This window comes from Kitasatospora putterlickiae, assembly GCF_039527695.1.
GTDB classification, from domain to species: Bacteria; Actinomycetota; Actinomycetes; order Streptomycetales; family Streptomycetaceae; genus Kitasatospora; species Kitasatospora putterlickiae.
In genome coordinates this window covers 3437-8266 of record NZ_BAAAKJ010000412.1, presented here as the reverse complement: position 1 = coordinate 8266, position 4830 = coordinate 3437, and the positions used below count along the sequence as shown (strand labels likewise).

Below are 4830 nucleotides of genomic sequence, written 5' to 3'. Positions count from 1 at the left end.
GTCGCCGCCGACCCCCGCTACCGGCCCGTGCTGCGCGCCGCCGTCCCCGCCGTGTGGGACACCGTCGACAAGCGCGGCCTGGCCGCCCGGCCGGTGCTGCGCGAGCTCTTCATCGAATGGTCCGACGCCCAGGCCGACGACCTGGAGACCATCCGCGGCCTGGAGAGCGCGGCCGCGCTGCTGCGCGGGCTGAGCGCCCACCGCACCGGCATCCGCGACGAGAACCCGGCCGCCGCCCAGCGGATCGCCGACCTCGACGTGGCCGGGCTGCTCGCCCGCGCCCTGCGCGGCGGCATCCTCGACGAGCTCGCCTGGCCCGCCCTGGAGGAGGCGCTCACCAAACTCGGCGTCGAGGGCGACACCCCCGGCTACGGCAACGGCCGCAGCCTTCCCAAGGGGCTGGTGCTGCAGGAGGCCTGGCCGCACCTGGTGGTCGGCCGGGGCAACCAGGTCGTCGTGGTCGGACCGCAGGGCATCGTGCTCGAACACACCCTGCGCATCCCGCACAAGCTGGAAAGCCACCTGCACGCCCACTTCCGGTTCGTCGGCAACGAGCTGCTGGTCGCCTGGTACCACGACGGCAAGCAGCACGCCTACTGGTCCGGCCGGCCCGCCGAGACCTTCGAACTCGGCGGCGAGGTGATCGCCCGCTACTACAGCGGCAACGACGTGCTCGACCCGCCGTCCCTCCCGCTGCCCGGCGGCGGCCGCACCGGCGGACACCGCCCGCTGCACGTCGGCGACACCAAGCTGCCCGAGCAGGACCACGTCCTCACCGACGGCACCGGCCACTGGACCGCCCGCTGGAACCGCGGCCCGGTGCTGCACGAATTCGACGCCGCCACCGGCACCGTGGGGCGCGTCTCCGAGCCGCCGCGGATCGCCGCCGGCGCCGCGGCGGGCCAACTCCAAGTCGGCCGCACCCGGATGCTGCCGCTCCAGCCGGGCCTGGAGGACACCCCGCTCGGCACCGACGGCACCGTGCTCGGCAGCTGGGTGCGGACGGAGGGCAAGCGGGTCACCACCGGCACGGCCGACGGCACGACGCTCCTCATCGACAACACCGGGATCCAGGCCCAGACCTACCCGTTGGGCCTGCTCGCCCTGCCCGGCGGCGGCCGGCTGGTGGTCCATGACGGCCACCAGCGCCACCTCGCCCTCGGCCTGACCGCCGAGTACCCCGCCGGGCAGCCCGCCGCGGGCGGCACGGTCACCCTCGACCCGTCCGGCTGCACCTCCGACGTCGAGCCCGGCCACCCCGGCGGCCAGGACGCCGCCGGCACCGCCGTCGTGCTGCCGATCGCCCACTGGCACGCCCTGCGCCCGCGCGACGAGCACGGCTCCACGCTGCTGCGCGGCGTCACCGCCGAGCAGGCCGCCCGCCTCATCGACGCCGCCTGGCCGGCCGACGCCGAGCCCGTCCCCGCGGAGGAACAGCGCTGGATCACCGTCCAGGGCGTCCGCCGGCCCGTCGTCAGCAGCGGCAAGTCCGTCGAGGAGCTTCCGCTCGACGCCGTCGCGGAGCTGCTGCCCGGCATCACCCACCGGCGGCTGCTGGCCGGCGTCACCGGCCTCGCCCGCATCGCCGCCACGCTGCTCGACACGGTCGCCCGCTACCTGCCGCAGCCCGAGGACGCCGCCCGCCGCACCGCCGACGGCGCCCCGAAGTACGCGTACCGGCCCGAGCACGGCACCGACTACGACCTCGGCCAGGCGGTCACCCTGCTGCTGCCCGGAACCGGAGGCTTCGGCCGCTCCTGGGACCGCACCGTCAACTACCGCGTGCTCAACAACCTCCGGACGGTCACCGCCGTCCTGGCCGAGCCCCCCGCGGCCGACGGCGACGGCTGGAGCACCGCGCACCGGATCGACCTGCACGGCGACGACACCCACCACGGCTGGCTGCAGGTGCTCGGAAACCTCGGGGTCCTCGCCTACGCGGCCGCCGCCCCGCTCACCTCCGCCGAGCACCGCGCCTCGCTCACGCTGCTGCTCACCGAGCTCACCACCGGGCCGCTCGCCGACCGCGGCGCCACCGTGCGCCACCTCCTCCTCACCGAACCGCTCACCAACCCGAACGCGGACTCGGGCAAGCACGAGCGCCGGGCCGGCCAGGTCTGGCGGCACGGCGAGCGCACCGTGATCCTCCTCGACTGCAGCCACCACGCCGACGACAAGGTCTTCTGGCTCGCCGTCGACCACGACCCCAGCGGCGCCTTCGGCCCGGTCGCCCACTTCGGCACCGCCAGGGAGCGCACCACCGAGGAGACCGTCACCGCCGACTGGGTCGCCCGGTTCATCGCCCTGCTCGCCGAGCGCGGCGCCATCACCCACCGCCCCGAGCGCGCCACCGACTTCGGCGAGCGCACCGGCATCGGCGCCATCCGCTCCACCCTGCTGTTCAGCCCCACCGACGCCCTCACCCAGTGGTACGGGACGCCGCTGCCCGCCGAGGCGCTCAAGGAGTACGGCCTCAAGTCCGCCGAGGCCAAGGCCGCCCGCGAGTGGCTGCGCGGGCGCGAGTGGGCCGCCCTCGCCGACGTCTGGGCCGCCCTGCTGCCCGCCGACCCGGAGGACCTCTGGACCACCGGACCGGACAGCGCCGCCGGCGCCGCCCGCTGGATCGAGCGCATCGGCCGGATCGTCACCCTGCCCGAAGCGCTGCAGTCCGGCGTCAGCGGCACCAGCGTGCAGAAGGTCGAGGAGGTCCTCAACCACGCGAGCACCCCGTGGCTCAGCCGCACCACCCGTCAGCGGCTGCGCGCCGAGGGGAAGGGGGACAAGCCCGAACTGCGGCCCGACGACGCGGACGCCCTGCCGACCTACAGCAGCCCGTCCGAGTTCGCCGACGCCGTCGCCTGGCTCGCCTACCGGCTGCCCTGGAACAGCCCGCTGCGCGCGCTGCTCGCCCCGGCCGTCCAGGCGCTGCGCACCCGGCTGGCCGACCCGGAGCTGCTGCTCGCCTACGACCTGCGCCGCAACAGCAAGGGCGAGCCGCTGAGCGCCGTCCTGCGCACCCGCTTCGGCCTGCCAGCCGAGGGCGGCGCCGACGCCGACGGACTGGTCCGCTGCGGCGACGCCGTGGTGCTGTCGCCCGGCCACGACGAGGCGGAGTACATCTGGTGGCGCCCGGCCGGCCTCAGCGGGCCGCAGGACCCGGCGCTGGACCTGCTCGTCGGCCTTGCCGACAGCTTCTGGCTGGCCCGGCAGCGGACCGTCCTCACCGCCCTCCTGGACGGCGAGCTGGACCGGCTGGTCGCCCTGCCGGACCTCCCCGAGGCGGCCGGCGCGGCCGCGGCGACCGGGGTGGCCGGCATCGAGGCCGAGGCCGAGATCTGGCCCCACCACCCGATGCTCACCGTGCCGGAGCTGGTCACCGAGGTCGCCAAGACCCACGAGCTGGGCGAGGACGCCGCCACCGTCTACCTCCAGCTGCTCGCCCTGCCCGACCCCACCGACCGCAACGTCGCCCGCTGGACGGGCTGGAAGCCGGCCCGGCTGAAGAAGGCGCGCGCCGAACTGCTCGCCTCCGGGCTGGTCGTCGAGGCCAAGCGGGCCCGCGCCGGGCGCACCCTCTTCCTCCCCTGCGGCTGGCAGGAGGCCACCGCCCCCGGCCTGCCCGTCGAGACCTGGAAGGCCGGCCTCTACGACCTGCCCACCCACCACGCCGCGCTGCCGAAGCGGTCCGTCCCGGAGCTGTTCGCCCGGGCCTGGCGGCGCGTCACCGACGGGGACGCCCCCGGATTCGAACAGCTCCAGACCGGCAAGCGCAGGAAGGCCCGCCGATGACCACCACCACCCGCACCGCCACCGCGCCGGAGGGGGCCGCCGCCCGGCAGGTCGTCCTGCCGGAGCAGCGGTACGCCGCCGAACTGGAGTTCCTCGCCGCGTACGACTCCGGCCCGCGCCCGCCCGGCTGGCGGCTCACCCCGCGCGCCGTGGTCACCTTCGTGATGGGCAGCGACGGCGAGAAGCTCAAGGCCGGCCGGAAGAGCCTGGCGATCGAGCAGAAGTTCGTCGGCGAGCGGGCCCTCGTCGAACGCTGCGTCGTCACCCTCGCCGGAGAGCGCGGCCTGCTGCTCGTCGGCGAGCCCGGCACGGCCAAGTCGATGCTCTCCGAACTCCTCGCCGCCGCCGTCTGCGGCACCAGCGCGCTCACCGTCCAGGGCACCGCCGGCACCACCGAGGACCAGCTCAAGTACGGCTGGAACTACGCCCTGCTGCTCGCCAAGGGCCCCAGCCGCGAGGCCCTGGTGCCCTCCCCGGTGCTCACCGCGATGACCACCGGCGCGGTCGCCCGGGTCGAGGAGGTCACCCGCTGCCTGCCCGAGGTCCAGGACGCCCTGGTCTCGCTGCTCTCCGAACGGCGGGTCGCCGTCCCCGAACTCGCCGGCACCCCCGACGGCCAGCTGCACGCCGTCCCCGGGTTCACCCTGATCGCCACGGCCAACCTGCGCGACAAGGGCGTCAGCGAGATGTCCGCCGCCCTCAAGCGACGGTTCAACTTCGAGACGGTCGGCCCGATCGGCAGCCTCGCCGCCGAGGTGGAGCTGGTCCGCCGCCAGTCCACCGCGGCCGTCACCCGCGCCGGCGCCGCCTACGCGGTGGACGACGCGGTGCTGGAGGCCCTCGTCACCGCCTTCCGCGACCTGCGCACCGGCCGCTCCACCGAGGGCTGGGACGTCGAACGCCCCTCCACCGTGATGAGCACCGCCGAGGCCGTCTCGGTGGCCACCGCCCTCGGCGTCACCGCCGCCTACCTGCCCGACGGCGGTGACCTGCTCGGCCGGCTCCCCGGCCAGCTCATCGGCGTCGTCCGCAAGGACGACC

At 75.6% G+C, this 4830-nt stretch carries 2 protein-coding genes; both read left to right on the top strand.

Annotated elements, in window-relative coordinates; translation table 11 throughout:
* Nucleotides 1-3789 (top strand): hypothetical protein (locus ABD308_RS34805; protein ID WP_344343913.1); only part of this gene is annotated, 3789 nt, incomplete at its 5' end.
* Nucleotides 3786-4830 (top strand): ATP-binding protein (locus ABD308_RS34800; RefSeq protein ID WP_344343911.1); only part of this gene is annotated, 1045 nt, incomplete at its 3' end. The genes ABD308_RS34805 and ABD308_RS34800, both read left to right, overlap by 4 nt.